Here is a 14,377-nt window from a genome sequence, read left to right as displayed (position 1 = left end):
CTGAAAAAATCAGTTGCAAGATCTGGTATGATGCCGCTAGATCTGGCGTCATGAGTAAACACCTGACACCAGTTGAGGTATGTGAGCGGCTTATCGGGCCGATCGAAGGCCTCGCGCTTATCGGGGGCCTTAGAGAAAAGGCCGCCTACGCTTGGCGTCGTGGCTCGAAATACCGGGATCCCGGTGACATGCCGCCGCGCGCCAATCGGGCGCTGCTTGCCTATGCGGCGGCGCGGGAGATCCCGCTGAGCGCGGATCACCTTATCTGGGGCGCGCCGGAAGTCGAGATCGACCGGCTGGTGGAAGCCATGCGCGCGGCACCTGCGGCGCAGCTGCATTGCGGCCCCGCGCAGGTGGCCGCCGAATGATCTGCCAGACCGCATATCCTTTCTCCCTCGGGGTGCTGCGGTCTGTCCGGGCTGGCGCACTGCCGCGCGCCAGTCACCTGGCCGCCCGTCTTTGTCCCGAGGCGGGCGGCCTTTTTGTCATCAGATCCGGTGCGCAGTCGGGCGGATGCTGCCGCTCGACCGAACAGGCTGCGTGCCGTCGATCCGCGGGGGGCGGCGTTGCACCGTCCCCCGCCTGGAGAAACCGGAGATCAGCCATGGAACGTACCCAGATTGCCCTGCGCCTCGAGGCGTTTGCCGTGTGCATGCGGATCAAGAGCCAGACCCTCGCACGCGGTGACATCGCCGAACTGCGCGGGTCCGCGCTGCGCTATGGCGGGGGTGGCGACGACCTGTCCCGCGCCGTCGGCGACCTGTGCGACGCGGTCGATCGGGCGGACAGCCCCGATGAAGCCCGCCGGGCCGCCGAGCAGATGATCCACTGGATCGATGCCACCAACATGCCCACGCCCCCGGGACAGAGCCGGAGGGACATCCATGGCTGACATCCAGACGCCCATGACACCGGCGGACCATGTGCTGGCGCACTGCCTGACGGTGCTGGCCTGCAGCGTGATCTACGACGCGAAGCGGGAGGCGATGCATCTCGACATCCTGCGGAACGCCCTGACCAAGTCCGACAGCGGCAATCCGTTTGTCCGGCGGCTCAGCGAGGCCGGTCGCATGCTGCTGGCCACGCATGATCCGGACGGGCGGCGCGATCCGGGCGCCTGCCTCGAAAGCCGGGCCGCCGTCTGTGCCTGGGCCGAGTGGCGGCTGGGGCTGGCGATCGAGAAGGAAGCCGCGCAATGATCGTGGCTCCGGACACATTCCGCACCGCCCGGACACGGGCAAAAACCGTGATGCTGGCCGTGCCTAAGGCGCGGGCCGCACGTCCGGTCTGACCCATGGCATCCCGGCAGACCTACAGCCTTGAGGAAATCAAGGACCGGCTTCTTGCGCAGCTCGACAGCGTCGTGAGCCACTATGCCCCGCCGGTCGCGGGCAGCCACACCCAACACGGGATTTACTGGACCCTCAATCCCGGGCGCCCTGATCGCAATGTGGGCAGCTTCTGCATCCACGTCTCCGGATCGAAGGCAGGCCGCTGGAACGACTATGCGACCGGCAGCCATGGCGATGTGCTGGACCTGATCGACCTCGCGTTGCATGGCGAGGGGTCGTCGAACCTCAGCGGCGCCATCAAGGAAGCGCGGGCATGGCTGGGGCTTGATACCGAAAGCCCCGAGCTGCGGCGCAAGCGCGAGCAGCGGGCAGCAGAGGCGGCCAGGGCGCGGGCCCTCGCAGATGCAGCGGCAGAGCAGAAACGCGAGCGGAGGCAGCGTCTTGCGCAGGGCATCTGGCTCAGCGGCCATGAGGCGCTGCGCGGCACGCCGGTGGATCACTACCTGCGCGCCGAGCGGGGCATTGATCTGGCGAGCCTTGGCCGCCAGCCGGGCGCGCTGCGCTACGTCCCGCAGGCGCGATACCAGTACATCGATGACAAGACGGGAGAGGTGACCGAAGGCACATATCCCATGATGGCTGCGGCGATCACCGACCTGCAGGGCCGCTTTGTCGCGGTGCATCGCACCTATCTGGCCCGCGAGGATGGCCGCTGGATCAAGGCGCCGGTTCCCAAGCCAAGGCTGGTGCTGGGTCATGCCTGGCAGTGCGGCATCAACATCTGGCGCGGTGCCGATACCGGGCCGCGTGGTGGCCGAGCGCCCAGCCTGCCTGCCTGCGCGCCGGGCACGCATGTCTACATCACCGAAGGCATCGAGGACGCGCTGAGCGTCGTCATGCTGCTGCCCGATGTGCGTGTCGTGGCGGCGATCAGCCTGTCGAACATGGGCGCGATCCGCCTGCCGGAGAACGTCGCGCGGGTCACGCTGGTCGCGGACCGCGACCCGCATCCGGAGCAGAAGGAGCAGCTGCGCCGCGCGATCGAGGCGCACTGCAAGGCCGGGCGCGAGGTGCGCCTCTGGCAGAACCGCTACGGCGGCAAGGATTTGAACGATGCACTGCGGCAAGCGGCGGACAAAGCACCGCCAAAAGAGACTGCAGACGAAGAATGAAGGGCAGAGGCATGGCCGATTTGACGGCGAGAACGGATGAGGAGCAGATGCCGGCCCGCCCGGGCCCGACGGCGGAGCAGCTGCGTCAGGAACTGGAACAGGCCCCCGTCGTCACCCTGCCGGTCCACCGCGATCAGCAGGGGTCCGGCGATGACCGCAGCCCGCCCCGCGAAGGTGCCAAGCAGGACGGCGCGGCGGGTGGCAAGGGCGGCGGCACGGCCCGCCGCAATGCCGAGCACGAGATCTTCGACAATTGCCCGGTCACGCCCTTGGGGGTCTGCGGCAAGTTTCGCTATTTTCTCGACGTGAACGGCCAGCTGCAGAAGGTGGACAAGCTGGGCGCGCAGGAAATCATGGGCCTCTTCGGGCACCGCATGGCGTCCCTGACCGCCGCGTTTCCCCAGTTCGAGAACATTGCAGAGCGCGGAGATCCCCCGATCCTGCGGCCAAAGCGCAACCGCTTCGATCAGACATCAGCCGCCATGCGGATGCACGAGGCGGTCAGCGCCTGCGGCGTGTTCGAGCCCAATTCCGATGTGCGTGGCGTTGGTGCCTGGACCGATGACGACGGCGAGCTGATCTATCATCTGGGCGACGCGGTCCTGTATCGCGGCGACCGCCTGCCGCCCGGGCGGATCGACGGCAAGATCTACCCTGCAGCACCCCCTGTCGCGGCGCCGGACTTTGCCGACGGTCCGGATCCGGTTCCCGAGATCCTGCGCATGCTGGGCACATGGAACTGGACGCGCGACGATCTGCACCCGGTCATCGCCCTGGGCCTGATCGCGGCGCAGTTTCTGGGTGGGGCGCTGGACTGGCGGCCGACCTTCTGGCTGACCGCACCAGCTGGTGCCGGCAAGTCCGAGTTTCAGCGCTTCATCGAGATGCTGCACGGCGAACGCGCCCTGATCCAGTCCACCGACGCCACGAAATCCGGCATCACCTCCCAGCTGGGCCATGCCAGCCTGCCGGTCGCGGTGGACGAGCTCGAGCCGGGCGACGAAAGATCGACCAAGGAAAAGGACATCATCACGCTTGCGCGTGTCGCCTCGTCGGGCGGCCAGTGGCTGCGCGGCAGCGCGGATCAGTCCGGCGTCGGCGGCAAGGTCTATTCCACCTTCCTGTTCTCCTCGATCCTGATCCCCGGCGTGATGAAGACGCAGGACGTGCAGCGCCTGATCCGCCTCGAGCTCAACCCGATCCCGAAAGGTGCCGCCAAGCTGGGGCTGCGCACGCGCACCTGGCGCAGCCGTGGCGCCCGGCTGAAGGCTTTCCTGATCGAGCGGTGGGCGAGCTTTCCCGAACGCCTTGCGGTCTGGCGGCACGCGCTGGAGCTGGCCGACGTGACGGGCCGCGACGCGGACAACTGGGGCACGGTGCTGGCGCTGGCCGACATGGCGCGGTCGGAGGACGTGGTGGGCGAGGACGAGGCGGCCAGCATGGCGCGCAAGGTCGCGTTCCAGGTGACAGCCGACAAGGCGGACACCGTCAACGACGCCGAGGCGATGCTGCTGCACCTCATGTCCCAGACCTATGACCCGTTCCGGCGCGGGGAACAGTTTAACATCGCCCAATGGGTTGCGGCGGCCGCCGGTCTGCCCGGGGCGCCGAAGACGCTCTACAACGAAGACGGTGGCCCCATGGACAAGAGCGACCAGCAGCGGAACGCGCAGCGCCACCTGTCGCAGTTGGGCCTGCGCGTCTACGACGAGCCCGAGCCGGGGCTGTTCATCATGAACAAGCCGATTGCCCCGCTGGTGCAGCTGTTTCAGGGCAGCCAGTGGTCAGGTGGTGCATGGAAGCAGTCCGCCTCCCGCGTGCCCGGCGCCGTCCAGCCCCCACACCCGCCAACCTTGGCCCGGATCACCTCGCGCGGCTGGATCATGCCGCTGAAGGCGATCCCCGGAATGCTGTCGTTCCCCATGGATCCTGCCAACGGAACCGCTGGCGCCTCGCGCCCCGGTCATGATGAGCTCGAGGACTACCGCTAGACACATGCGCCATTCAGGTTCCCTTGTCCCGCCGCGCATCCCTTCGCGCTTGCCCCGCACCCGGTCGGATGCCATGATGTTCGTGCGCTCTGATGGCCCCGCCACGGGTCAGGGCTACAACGCTACAACAAACGGCCATGGCTCTGTTGTAGGGTTTGTTGTAGGGAAAAACCCTGCCAGATCAGCGCATTACCCCCATTCTACAACGCTACAACGCAAAATCGCGCCCCTCTCAAATATGTGCGCATGCGCGCGCGCGCGTGTGTGGGTGAATGAATATATCCGTTGTAGCGTTGTAGTTATCTATCAAGGCGCTGATTTCAAAGCGAAATCCCTACAACAAAGCCTACAACAAGGGGGCCTGAAGCGTTGTAGATTGGCCCCCTCTCTGTTGTGGAATGACCTTAAGTCCCTGATTTCGCTTAAAATAGGGGGTTTTCGGCATGGCTAAGCCGCGCAACACCCAAGAGGAGCTGGCCCGGAAGGCTGCGGCGCGGCTCGAGGATGCGCGGCGGACCGGCGAGCAGCTGTCCCTGCTGCCGGACGAGCCGGGCCGGACGCCTGCGGAGGTGGCAGCACCCAGCGGCGGCCGTCCGAAGGGCGCGATGGGCAAGGGCTCCAGACAGATGCGCGACTGGCTCGCGGCCAAGGGATACCGCCTGCCGGAACAGCAGCTGGCCGAGATGGCGGGCCTGACCAGCTCGCGCGACGTGTTCGAGACCGCGATGATGCAGACCGAACGCCTGCTGGTCTGGGCCTTCGCCGAGGCGCAGGACAAGGACAAGGCGGATCGGGTCATCACGCCCGAACAGCGCCTGTCCACCTTCGCCCAGGTGTTTGCGGTCCAGCTGCGCGCCGCCGAGGCGCTGCTGCCTTACGGCACCCCCAAGGCCAGCCCCGACGTGTCGGTGCAGCAGACCGTGCAGCTCGTCGTTCAGGGCGGCGCGCCTGCCGATCGCGGCGCATCGGTCCGGGATGTGACGCCCGCCGCTGGTGCCGGATTGGTGCCTGCGGATGTGCGCTGGCAAATCGAGCGAAATCAACAGGTTAGCGAGGATGAGGCGCGCAATTCGGACGCGGCAATTCGGACGGATCAGCCAACCGACTGGAAAGACAGGGAAAAGTGATGCCGGATGCACTGATTAAAAATCAGTTTGGTCGCGCCGCCGCAGGGTCGATCCCGCGCCCCGCAGCCGCCGATCGCGCCCGGCCCGGCGCCCGCGCGACCCCCCCGGGGGGGCGCCCCGCGGCTGTCTGTCTGCCCCCCGCTCCGACCCCATTCAGGGTTTTTGATCCGGAGCTTGGGAAATGAGCGTGAACCTTGTGACCGGCGAATGGGGTGGGGGGGTGCTGCGGTCTGCCTCCGGAGAGGGTCGCGGCGGGCCCGGGCACGCAGCGAACGGGGGTGCGGGGATCCAGACGGCTCTGGATCCGGACACGCTCGCCAAACTGGAAGGCTTGGGGGCGAAAGAGGCAATCGAGAGCCTAGAGGGCGATTTCGCCGGGGGCAACAGCTTTCCCGGCCTCGAGGAAACCGCCTATTTCCCGGGCCCCAAGGCGCAGGGCTTCTATTTCGATGACGGCGACGTGGTCGGCATTCAGGGGCCGGTGGGCTCCGGCAAGACCACGACGCTGATGAAGAGCCGCGCGCGCCGCGCCATCTGCATGCCGCGCAGCACCGTGGACGGGGTGCGGCGCTACAAGGTGCTGTTCATCCGCGAGACCTATCGCCAGGTCTGGTCCACCACCATCCCTAGCTATCTGGAGACCTTCCCGAAGGCGCTGGGGAAATGGTCGGGCGGACGGGGCGATCCGGTCACCCATGTGATCCATTTCGAGGATGCGTTCGGCCCGATCGAATTCACCGCCGAGTTCATGGCGTTCGGGGATGACATCATCGCGTCGATGCGCGGCATTCAGACCACGGACATCGTGCTGAACGAAGCCGACACCATGCCGGGCGAGATCCTGAGCGTGGGCATTGGCCGGATCGATCGCTATCCCGCCAAGACGCATTTTGAGGGGCTGCCGCCCGAGCTGCGCAGCTACGGGCAGATCGCCTGCGACTTCAACGCGCCCGACGAGGACAACTGGGCCTTCCGCGTCTTCCACGACGAGGAAAGGCGCCGGGGGCTGGCGGCTGAGCTGACGCTGGCGATGCAGGCGGATGAAGACACCCGGGCGCGCGAGGAACACCGCCCGCCGCGCACGGTCAAGCCGGTGCGGATCGAGTTCTACAACCAGCCGGGCTATGGCGAGCCGGGCTGCGAGAACCTCGCGAAGCTCAGCTCGAGCTATTACCCGCGCCAGATCATGTCGATGAAGCTGGAAGGCCGCGGCGACATGGTCGACCGGCTCGTTTACAACAAGGTGGTCTATCTTCGGCAGGGCGAGCCGGTCTTCAAGCGGGAGTTCCGGCGCCGCATCCATGTCGCCGAAGAGACGATCCCCTTCGATCCCCGCCTGCCGCTGCTGCTTGGCCTCGATCAGGGCTTCAAGGGGGCGGCGATCGTCGCCCAGCTGGTCGGCTTTTTCCGCTGGCGCATCCTTGGCGAGTTGCACTTTCCCGATGAACGGCTGTTTGCGCAGGTGTTCGGCCAGCGCCTGCGGGAGTTTCTGGACGAACGCTGCCCGGGGGGCCGGATCGAAGCCGGTTGGGGCGACATGGCCGGCGAGCATGGGGCCAGCCAGTCGGCGGACGAAAACGCGACCTGGAACCTGATGGTGGGCCGCGCGGCGGGGTTCCATATCCGCCCGTCGATCATCGGTCAGAACCGCATCCAGCCGCGTCTGGAGGCCGTGCGCGCAGCGCTTGAGGCGCCGCTCGAGGCCGGGGAGCCGGGCCTGCTCATCGACCCGTCCTGCAGGTTCCTGATCCGCGGTTTCGAGGCCCGGTATGTCTGGGGCGAAGAGGTCGATAGCAGCGGCGACAAGCGCAAGGTGCCGAACAAAAAGCTGACCGAAGCCAACGTGCACGACGCGCTGCAATACCTGCTGCTGGGCCAGCACCGGGCCGACGGCATCAGCCCCTACGTCGCAAGATTGTCCGACAAACGAAAGGGCCCGCAGTCCATGCGCGGCCATAACGGCGGGCCGCCGCTGTCGGACAGCCCGCAAGGCGGCCTGCGCACAGGATGGAACGTCCTTGACCCCTACGGAGAAAGATCATGACCACGAACCCCACGCCGCAGGCCGCCCCCAAGGCGCCGCCGAAGCCCGATCTGGACGTGCTTGAACGGCTCGTCTGGGTCATGGCGGATTATCCGACCGTGAATGCGGACATGCTGCGCCGCCTCGAGATCGAGGAGGGCATGAAGTTCCGCGAGACATCGCAGGGCCGGACCTATGCGAAGGCCGGCAGGCTCGAGGTCGGGGCGCGCGGCTCGCGCGATCTGGCCGCCACCAACTGGGGCAACGCCGCACGCCGGCTGCTGCGTCAGGAAGGGAGGGCGGTGTGATGGATTTCGGTGATGCACTCCGCGCCCTGAAGCAGGGCGCGCGCGTCGCCCGTGCCGGCTGGAACGGCAAGGGCATGTGGCTGAAGCTGGCGCCCGGATCGGTGATCGGCGCGCGCGACGCAAAATGCGGGCATGCAACCGCCCATCGCGCCGAAGAGCTCGAACACCCCGAGGGCGAGATCGAGGTGCTGCCGCATATCGACATGCGCGCCGCTGATGGCACGATCGTTGTCGGCTGGCTGGCCTCGCAGACCGACATGCTGGCCGACGATTGGCGCATTGTCGGTGATACCGTGCAGCCGGACGCCTTCGCGGCCCCGTTCGATTCGGCGCGCACGGCATGATCCACGCCGGGCCATATGAGGATCACGCCGCGCTTGACATCCTGCGGGCGCTTGACCCGTCGGATTACCGCGAGGCCGTGCTCGCGCGCGGGGCGGAGGCGTCGCATCTGGCGCTTTTTGCCGAATGGCGGGCGGCGCAGGCGGTCGGGGTGGTGTCACATCTGCTGCGCACCGACACCGGCAGACCCTTCGCGCTGCTGACCGTCGTGCTGACGGCGCGCGGTGTTGCGCAGGCGGCGCTCCTGTCCCGGTCCCATGACAAATTCCGCATGCCGCTGGCGCGTGCGGCCATCGAAATCCGGCGCCGTCTTCCCGGCTGGGCGGCTGGCGCCGGCATCCACCGTCTGGAAGCCCGATGCTGGGCTGACCATCCGACCGCGCCCGGGTTCCTTCGGGCCTGCGGTTTCCGGTTCGAGGCGGAGACCCCCGGCTATGGCCCGGACGGGCGCGCCGTCTTTCTGCAATTCGCATGGATCCACGAAGGAGGCACCGAGCATGTGTAAAGGCCCGAACATCAAAGACCCGAAGCCCGCGCTGATCCCGGCACCAGCCACCACGGCCAGACAGGACGGCGACATCGAGGCGCGGCTGCGGCGCGCCCGCTCCGGCGCGGCGGCAAATATCCTCACATCCGCCCTGGGCATCCCGTCCGGCGGCAAGCTGGGCGAGGTGACCCGATGAAATCCACCCATCTCTTTCCCGGTGATGAACGCGCCCGCGAGGCCGAACGCCGCTGGTCGGAGCTGAAGGAGCCGCGCCTGCAGTTCGAAAGCGACTGGGAGGACATCGCCCGCCTGATCCGCCCCCAGCGCGGCGGCTTTCGTGTCGACACCGCGACCACGCGGCAGCTCACCAAATCCATGTCCAGCGAGGGCGCGATTGCGCATGGTCATTTCGCTGCGGGCATCTATGCCGGGATCACCAACCCGGCGACGCGCTGGGGCGGGTTCACCACGCCCGACGAGGATCTGAACCGCTGGCCGCCTTTCGCGGAATGGCTCGATCGTGCCGCGTCGAAGGTTCACACCTCCTTCAGCCCGTCCATGTCGAGCTTTTACCCGGCCAGCTTCCAGATTTACGCGGACCTTGCGGCCTTCGGCAACGGCGCCGCCTATGACGAGCTGGACCAGGTGAACCGCAAGTTCATCGACGTAACCTTCTCGCTCGCAGAGGTGGTCGTCGATGTGGATTTTCATGGTCGGGTCAACGAGGCGGTCCGGAAGCGGTATCTGACGCCACGACAGGCGGTCCGCGCCTTCAAGGGCAAGGTGCCGCCCCGGGTCATGGACCTTGCGCAGAAGGGCAACAGCGAAAAGCACGCCTATTTCCACCACGTCCTGCCCAACGACACGTTCGAGCAGGGCAGGCTGGGCGTGCGGGGCAGGCGCTGGCTCAGCCTGTGGTGCTGTCAGCTGGATTACTCGGTGGTCCGCGAGGCGGGGTATGACGAAATGCCGATCTATTTCCCGCGCTGGGATGTGGACAGCGGCATGATCTACGGCACGGGCCCCGGATCCATCGCGCTGCCGTCGGCGCGGAAGCTGGATCTGATGGAAACCGCCACCCTGCGCGCCGCGCAGCGGGCCGCAGATCCCACGAAACTCGCCCCCGATCGCAATGCCATTCCGCTGGACGGGGAGTTTCGCCCCGGCAGCGTCGTCTATGGCGCCGTGGATGTTCGCGGCAATCCTCTGGTCCGGTCCGAGGAATTCAACGGCAATATCGGCCTGACGCTGGAGGAAAAGCGCGCGGCGGCTGAGGCGGTGGAGAATGCCTTTTATTATTCGGTCATGAGCCTGACCGGGCGCACCGGGATTTCCGATGCGGAAAACCGCGTGATCGAGGAGGCCCGGCTGCGCAATTGGGCGCCGCATGCCGACCGGATCATGGAGGAATACGCGGCCCGCAAATACGAGCGGCGGTTCCGGATGCTGTTCCGCGCCGGCCAGATCCCGCCCCCGCCCGAAGGCGTGCCACCCGGGACGCCGTTGATGGTGGCCTATACATCGGCGGCGGCCATGGCCCTGCGCGCGTCCGAGGCGCAGACGGTCCGCCAGTATGTCCTTGGCGACATGCTGCCCTTGGCGCAGCTCAAGCCCGAGATCCTCGACCGGATCAGCGCGGATGATTACGCCGAGGTGCTGCACGAGGCCAGCACGTCGGTGCCGCAGCGGGTTCTGGTTCCCCGGGATGTGGCGATGCAGACGCGGGCCGCCCGCCAGCAGGCCGAGCAGGCGCAGGCCATGGCGGAAATGGCCAAGACCGGCGGCGCCGGGCTGCGCGACATGGCTCAGGCCGGGGCGGCGATGCAGGGCAGGGGGCAGCAGGAATGATCCTTGACCGTCTGTCCATGCTGCTGTCCCGTTTCGGGGTCACCCCGCAGGCGCGGGCGACGGCGGCGGCGCATGCCTCGATCTGGCGCGAGGCGGCACGCAAGGTGCCGGGGCTGGTGCCCGATCTGATCCGGCAGAGCGGGCTGTTGGCCGGTGAGCCCGTGCGCATGAGCGGCGGTATCCCCCGCGCCGCGCCGATCGACCCGCACCGGCTGGCCTATGAGGCGGGCCGGCGCGATCTGGCCCTGCAGCTGCTTGCGGCTGCTGGCCTGACCCCAACCCAACTAAACGAACTTCTTGAGGAGCAGGACTATGACTGATTTTTTGAAGCGTTTTCGTGCGCGCCGCGTGTTTCAGGTGGCTGATGCCGGTGCCGGTGCCGGGGGCGGCGCGGACACGGCACCGGGTGCTGGCGCGGACACGATCCCGGGGGGCGGCGATGACACGGCCCCCGCAGGTGGCGCCGGGGCTGGTAACTGGTGGGAGGGCGATAAGTTCAGCGACACCCACCGCCAGCTGCTGACCGCGAAGGGCCTGACGCTGGACGATCCGCTGGACGCGCTGGCCAAGATCACCGAAAATTACCGTCATGCGGAAAGCCGCCTTGGCGCCTCGCCCGACCAGCTGCTGACCCGTCCGAAGAAGGACGAGGACATGAGCGAGTGGCTGCGCAAGAATGGCGAGGTCTTCGGGATTCCGGAAAGCGCCGAGAAATACGAGCTCGCAAAGCCCGAGGGCTGGCCCAAGGATCAGGCATGGGATGCAGAGCTGGAAGGCAAGGCGCGCGCTCTTGGCCATCAGCTGGGGCTGAACGGGCCGCAGCTGCAGGGCATGGTCAACCTCTATGCCGAGAACGTCGCCGACATGCTGCAGGGGGCCGAGCGCGATCTGCAGCAGTCTGCGGACCAGCTGCGCACGGAGCTGAAAAAGGACTGGGGCGATCAGTATGACGCCCGGGTGGCACTGGCCCAGCAGGCCGCCAGCGCGCTGGCCGAAGCCGCAGGGCTCGACAGCAACGCGCTCATGAATATCGCGCAGGTTCTGAAAGGTTCGTCGGGCGACGCCAACACGCTGCGCCTCTTCGCGGCTGTCGGTCAGATGATGGGCGAGGACAATCTGCCCCGCCTCGAGGGGGCCGGCGGTGGGCTGGGCACGACGCCGGCCGAGGCCTGGGCCGAACTGGACGCGATGCTGAAACCCGACAGCGACTATGGCAAGGCGATGGCCGCAAAACGCGCCGGTGCCCCGGGCGCTGGCGCAGCCTACAAGGCCCTGCATGAGCGCCGGATGCACCTTGAAAAGATCCTCGCGGACGCCGGGAAGTGATCAGACAGACCCCGTCGTGGCGACTGCGGCGGGGTCACCAGAGTTCGAAGATGGTGGGCAAAATTGCCGCGAGGATTAAAAGAGCAAGCGACAATATCGCCAGATTGCGCTGTGCCTTGCTGTCGTTGGGAAAACTCAAGAATAGTCCCATTATCGCGAAAGCGAGGGCGTATGTAGCGAGCACGACCCATGGCTGCCAGTATCTAGCCACGCCGTCGCTCAGGATCTTCACTGTACCGAGGAGCACCGTGACCCCTGAAAAAATCCAGACCCGTGCCCAGTCTATCATGACAGTACCCGACGGAAACTACTTCGCCTGCAATCAAACCATTTGACACCGGCAATTGCCAGCGAATGTCCACATTATCTGTCGGGCTTCGGCCTTTTTCAGGTGCTGGGATTTCTCATTCTCGCAATATGGAAAGAGGTTCGAGAATGAATTTTGTGTGCCGCTACCAGCTCAGCTCCGGATATTCTGCCCCGCCGGCACCGCAGACATATGAGGTGTCGGCGTGATCAATCAGCAAACCTTCGACCGAGCGGAAGAAATTCTGGAAGCACTTCACGAACAGGAGGGGCTGTCGGTTGCGCTGGCAAACGTCTTGTCCAGCCTAGACTTGGAGCCTGATCAAGAGCAGGTGCTGCTGGCGCTGGTCACTGCGCAAGATCGCTGCCGATCCCGCGCGGGTGTCGCGGCAAACCAGATCGCGCGCTCAGGCGCTGTTGATCGGAGTCCCTGATCTGTTCCGGGCTCTGCATGCAGTAGGGCCCGGTCATCCGATGGCCATATGTGGCGTTCTGTCTTGACTTTCGCGCAAAATTCGGGATGAAGTTTTCACGACGGGCAACCCCTTTGCGGGTCCGTCTGATCCGGGCAATTCCGGCGGGCAGGCCACGTTACGGCTCAGGTCGGGTCCGGTGTCATCGGGCAACCCCTCCGAAATCTCACCATATTGTTGATTTTTCGAGAGAGGGGCACCCATGTCCTATCGTCAGGTGGTCGAGGACCATCACAAGCTGACCTTCACCAACAACGTGAAGATGGTGCATCAGCAGATGCAGAACCCGCTGCGCGCCGCTGTCACTGTCGCTGACGGCAAGGGCGAAGCGCAGGACATCGCGGATCTCGTCGGGGCGGTCGATTACATCAAGGGCGAGGATTACAGCCGCCGGAACCCCGAGAACCCGCCGAAGCATTCCCGCCGCTGGCTGGTCCGTCCGGAAGTGATCGAAACCGGGCAATACATCACCAAGGAAGAACAGTTCGACAAGGCGATGGATCCCACATCGACCTTCCTGCAGAACCACGTCAAGGGCGTGGAACGCGGCGTGTTCGACACGATCCTTGGGGTGCAAAAGGTGCAGAGCACCGGCAAGTTCCGCGTTGCGGGCGGCGGTATCATGGGTGGCGTCTATGAGGGCAAGACCCCCAATGCGCTGGTGACCCTGCCCGCCGGAAACTACATCGCCCACGATTTGGGCGGCGAGAGCATCGGTCTGACCGCCGAAAAGCTGCGCGCGGCGACCGAGGGCATGGAGCTCGAGGATTTCGGGCTGGAGAGCGATCAGGAAATCTATGGCCTGATCAGCCCGAAGCAGAAAACCGACCTGATCAATCTGGCGCTTGCCACCAAGACCAGCCTCAACCCGTTCGAGGTGGAGAACATCCGCAACGGCAAGCCGGGCACGCTGCTGGGGATCAACTGGCTGTTCTCCAACCGGGTGCCCTATGACAGCAGCGGCCATCGCCTGGTCCCGATCTGGACGAAGGAAAATGTCGTTGCCGCCTTCTGGCAGGACGTCGATGGCCGGATCTGGAACGACGGTTCCGCCAAAAACCTGCCCTACGTCTATGTCGACGCCTACGTGAATTCCGGGCGTGTCGAGGACAAGGGCGTCCGCATCATCCGCTGCGTCGAAGGCTGACCGACCGGGCCGGGCGCATCGCATCCGGCCTGATCCTTCCCCTTTCCAGGAGTAACCCCCATGGCCGTTGTCACCGGCAATTCCAATCTGGTCTATGACCATTTCGACATCACCGCGACGCCGCCCGATCCCGAGGTGGCGCGCGGGCGCCTCGTCCTGTCCACCGGCAGCGTTGCCAACGTCGGCACCGACAGCAGCGGATCGAAATACCATCTCGCGAATGTGCCCTCGAACGCGCTGGTGCATGAGGACACGTTCTTTGGCGTGGCCAGCTGGGGCTTTGCGCAGGTGGTCATCGGCACCGAAACCGACACCGACGCGCTGGTTGACCAGACCAAAGCCACCGAAAACGTGGTCACCCCGTTCGCGGTGGCCGATGCCAACCACGGCAAGCGCTGGTGGGAGGTGCTGGGGCTGGCAGAGAACCCGGGCGGCCAGCTCGAGATCTGGGCGCATGCTGAGGCCAATGCCACGGGCGCCGGGTCCATGACCTTCCGCATCGCCTACATCATGCCCTGACGCGCCCGCGGTCGGG

At 66.1% G+C, this 14,377-nt stretch carries 18 protein-coding genes; 17 read left to right on the top strand and 1 reads right to left on the bottom strand.

The window, feature by feature from the left end; translation table 11 throughout:
- The first annotated feature begins 188 nt into the window (after positions 1-188).
- From BLR51_RS09005 to BLR51_RS08940, 14 genes are all read left to right on the top strand, one after another.
- The gene (locus BLR51_RS09005; RefSeq protein ID WP_089846046.1) at positions 189-368 is read left to right on the top strand and encodes a hypothetical protein; all 180 of its coding nucleotides are present in this window, start codon (positions 189-191) and stop codon (positions 366-368) included.
- 236 nt (positions 369-604) lie between these two features.
- Complete coding sequence (locus tag BLR51_RS09000; protein ID WP_089846044.1) at positions 605-892, top strand: hypothetical protein; 288 nt, start codon at positions 605-607, stop codon at positions 890-892.
- Complete coding sequence (locus tag BLR51_RS08995; protein ID WP_089846041.1) at positions 885-1,199, top strand: hypothetical protein; 315 nt, start codon at positions 885-887, stop codon at positions 1,197-1,199. Before BLR51_RS09000 ends, BLR51_RS08995 begins: the two co-directional genes overlap by 8 nt.
- A 95-nt stretch (positions 1,200-1,294) precedes the next feature.
- Positions 1,295-2,464, top strand: coding sequence for a DUF7146 domain-containing protein (locus BLR51_RS08990; protein ID WP_089846039.1), 1,170 nt, complete (start codon positions 1,295-1,297; stop codon positions 2,462-2,464).
- A 47-nt stretch (positions 2,465-2,511) separates the two neighbouring features.
- Entirely contained in the window at positions 2,512-4,455 is a 1,944-nt protein-coding gene (locus BLR51_RS08985; RefSeq protein ID WP_089846037.1) for a hypothetical protein, read from the top strand.
- Positions 4,456-4,898: 443 nt separating this feature from the next.
- A complete protein-coding gene (locus tag BLR51_RS08980; RefSeq protein ID WP_089846036.1) occupies positions 4,899-5,582 on the top strand; it encodes a hypothetical protein in 684 nt (227 codons plus the stop codon).
- A 181-nt stretch (positions 5,583-5,763) separates the two neighbouring features.
- On the top strand, positions 5,764-7,626 hold the full coding sequence (locus BLR51_RS08975) for a hypothetical protein (RefSeq protein WP_089846033.1): 1,863 nt from the start codon (positions 5,764-5,766) through the stop codon (positions 7,624-7,626).
- Positions 7,623-7,913, top strand: a complete 291-nt coding sequence (locus BLR51_RS08970; protein ID WP_089846031.1) for a hypothetical protein — start codon at positions 7,623-7,625, stop codon at positions 7,911-7,913. Before BLR51_RS08975 ends, BLR51_RS08970 begins: the two co-directional genes overlap by 4 nt.
- Complete coding sequence (locus BLR51_RS08965; protein WP_089846029.1) at positions 7,913-8,257, top strand: DUF2829 domain-containing protein; 345 nt, start codon at positions 7,913-7,915, stop codon at positions 8,255-8,257. The genes BLR51_RS08970 and BLR51_RS08965 overlap by 1 nt, the downstream gene beginning before the upstream one ends.
- Positions 8,254-8,760 carry a hypothetical protein gene (locus BLR51_RS08960; protein WP_089846027.1) on the top strand — a complete coding sequence of 169 codons (507 nt, stop codon included), beginning with the start codon at positions 8,254-8,256 and terminating at the stop codon, positions 8,758-8,760. The genes BLR51_RS08965 and BLR51_RS08960 overlap by 4 nt, the downstream gene beginning before the upstream one ends.
- The gene (locus BLR51_RS08955) at positions 8,753-8,938 is read left to right on the top strand and encodes a hypothetical protein (RefSeq protein ID WP_089846024.1); all 186 of its coding nucleotides are present in this window, start codon (positions 8,753-8,755) and stop codon (positions 8,936-8,938) included. The genes BLR51_RS08960 and BLR51_RS08955 overlap by 8 nt, the downstream gene beginning before the upstream one ends.
- The gene (locus tag BLR51_RS08950) at positions 8,935-10,590 is read left to right on the top strand and encodes a portal protein (protein WP_089846022.1); all 1,656 of its coding nucleotides are present in this window, start codon (positions 8,935-8,937) and stop codon (positions 10,588-10,590) included. The genes BLR51_RS08955 and BLR51_RS08950 overlap by 4 nt, the downstream gene beginning before the upstream one ends.
- Positions 10,587-10,910, top strand: a complete 324-nt coding sequence (locus tag BLR51_RS08945; protein ID WP_089846020.1) for a hypothetical protein — start codon at positions 10,587-10,589, stop codon at positions 10,908-10,910. Before BLR51_RS08950 ends, BLR51_RS08945 begins: the two co-directional genes overlap by 4 nt.
- Complete coding sequence (locus tag BLR51_RS08940) at positions 10,903-11,916, top strand: hypothetical protein (protein WP_089846018.1); 1,014 nt, start codon at positions 10,903-10,905, stop codon at positions 11,914-11,916. The genes BLR51_RS08945 and BLR51_RS08940 overlap by 8 nt, the downstream gene beginning before the upstream one ends.
- A gap of 34 nt (positions 11,917-11,950) precedes the next feature.
- Here BLR51_RS08940 and BLR51_RS28005 read toward each other — a convergent pair whose 3' ends face one another.
- Positions 11,951-12,205, bottom strand: a complete 255-nt coding sequence (locus BLR51_RS28005; RefSeq protein ID WP_089846016.1) for a hypothetical protein — start codon at positions 12,203-12,205, stop codon at positions 11,951-11,953.
- A 223-nt stretch (positions 12,206-12,428) separates the two neighbouring features.
- Between BLR51_RS28005 and BLR51_RS27375 the strand changes: the two genes are divergently transcribed.
- From BLR51_RS27375 to BLR51_RS08925, 3 genes are all read left to right on the top strand, one after another.
- Positions 12,429-12,656, top strand: coding sequence for a hypothetical protein (locus tag BLR51_RS27375; RefSeq protein WP_131821802.1), 228 nt, complete (start codon positions 12,429-12,431; stop codon positions 12,654-12,656).
- 241 nt (positions 12,657-12,897) lie between these two features.
- Complete coding sequence (locus BLR51_RS08930; protein ID WP_089846014.1) at positions 12,898-13,842, top strand: phage capsid protein; 945 nt, start codon at positions 12,898-12,900, stop codon at positions 13,840-13,842.
- Between the two features lie 60 nt (positions 13,843-13,902).
- Positions 13,903-14,361 (top strand): hypothetical protein, encoded by a 459-nt coding sequence (locus BLR51_RS08925; protein WP_089846012.1) that lies wholly within the window; start codon positions 13,903-13,905, stop codon positions 14,359-14,361.
- Positions 14,362-14,377: the final 16 nt, after the last annotated feature.

The sequence above is a fragment of the Salipiger marinus genome (genome assembly GCF_900100085.1).
In the GTDB taxonomy this organism is placed as follows: domain Bacteria; phylum Pseudomonadota; class Alphaproteobacteria; order Rhodobacterales; family Rhodobacteraceae; genus Salipiger; species Salipiger marinus.
Note: the sequence above shows the minus strand (reverse complement) of the source record. Positions and strands in the feature narration are given on the sequence as shown.

Bases quoted from the DNA above. Each gene is read 5' to 3' on its own strand.
- BLR51_RS09005 (WP_089846046.1), top strand. From the start codon at position 189: ATGCCGCCGCGCGCCAATCGGGCGCTGCTTGCCTATGCGGCGGCGCGG.
- BLR51_RS09000 (WP_089846044.1), top strand. From the start codon at position 605: ATGGAACGTACCCAGATTGCCCTGCGCCTCGAGGCGTTTGCCGTGTGC.
- BLR51_RS08995 (WP_089846041.1), top strand. From the start codon at position 885: ATGGCTGACATCCAGACGCCCATGACACCGGCGGACCATGTGCTGGCG.
- BLR51_RS08990 (WP_089846039.1), top strand. From the start codon at position 1,295: ATGGCATCCCGGCAGACCTACAGCCTTGAGGAAATCAAGGACCGGCTT.
- BLR51_RS08985 (WP_089846037.1), top strand. From the start codon at position 2,512: ATGCCGGCCCGCCCGGGCCCGACGGCGGAGCAGCTGCGTCAGGAACTG.
- BLR51_RS08980 (WP_089846036.1), top strand. From the start codon at position 4,899: ATGGCTAAGCCGCGCAACACCCAAGAGGAGCTGGCCCGGAAGGCTGCG.
- BLR51_RS08975 (WP_089846033.1), top strand. From the start codon at position 5,764: ATGAGCGTGAACCTTGTGACCGGCGAATGGGGTGGGGGGGTGCTGCGG.
- BLR51_RS08970 (WP_089846031.1), top strand. From the start codon at position 7,623: ATGACCACGAACCCCACGCCGCAGGCCGCCCCCAAGGCGCCGCCGAAG.
- BLR51_RS08965 (WP_089846029.1), top strand. From the start codon at position 7,913: ATGGATTTCGGTGATGCACTCCGCGCCCTGAAGCAGGGCGCGCGCGTC.
- BLR51_RS08960 (WP_089846027.1), top strand. From the start codon at position 8,254: ATGATCCACGCCGGGCCATATGAGGATCACGCCGCGCTTGACATCCTG.
- BLR51_RS08955 (WP_089846024.1), top strand. From the start codon at position 8,753: ATGTGTAAAGGCCCGAACATCAAAGACCCGAAGCCCGCGCTGATCCCG.
- BLR51_RS08950 (WP_089846022.1), top strand. From the start codon at position 8,935: ATGAAATCCACCCATCTCTTTCCCGGTGATGAACGCGCCCGCGAGGCC.
- BLR51_RS08945 (WP_089846020.1), top strand. From the start codon at position 10,587: ATGATCCTTGACCGTCTGTCCATGCTGCTGTCCCGTTTCGGGGTCACC.
- BLR51_RS08940 (WP_089846018.1), top strand. From the start codon at position 10,903: ATGACTGATTTTTTGAAGCGTTTTCGTGCGCGCCGCGTGTTTCAGGTG.
- BLR51_RS28005 (WP_089846016.1), bottom strand. From the start codon at position 12,205: ATGATAGACTGGGCACGGGTCTGGATTTTTTCAGGGGTCACGGTGCTC.
- BLR51_RS08930 (WP_089846014.1), top strand. From the start codon at position 12,898: ATGTCCTATCGTCAGGTGGTCGAGGACCATCACAAGCTGACCTTCACC.
- BLR51_RS08925 (WP_089846012.1), top strand. From the start codon at position 13,903: ATGGCCGTTGTCACCGGCAATTCCAATCTGGTCTATGACCATTTCGAC.